Here is a 362-nt window from a genome sequence, read left to right on the forward strand (position 1 = left end):
ACGGTTACGTTCAACAGAACCGCCACCTTTGATGAAGTAACTGGTGAGATAACTTATGGTGCTTGGACATCTGACAACGATGTCTTTAGTTCGGTTGATTCACCAGCCATTACGGGCTACACTCCTGATCAAGCGACCGTTGGTGCTTTAACTGCCACTACTGATACGAAAAATTCAGACGTTAAAGTCACATACACTGCTAACGATGAGCAAGCTCACGTTCAGTACATTGACCAAGATGATGGTAATAGGGTTATCAAGACTGACAATTTAAACGGTAAGTTTGGTTCTAAGTCTGATTACAGTACAAAGAACGAAATTGCCAGCTTAGAGGCCCAAGGTTACGAATTAGTCACTGATGG

1 protein-coding gene is annotated in these 362 nt (G+C 42.8%); it reads left to right on the top strand.

Annotated elements, in window-relative coordinates; all coding sequences use genetic code 11:
- Window positions 1-362: mucin-binding protein (locus tag AC6UD4_RS07270; protein ID WP_500694602.1), on the top strand; the 362-nt coding region annotated here is incomplete at both ends.

Source organism: Fructilactobacillus sp. X3R5C2, assembly GCF_059901175.1.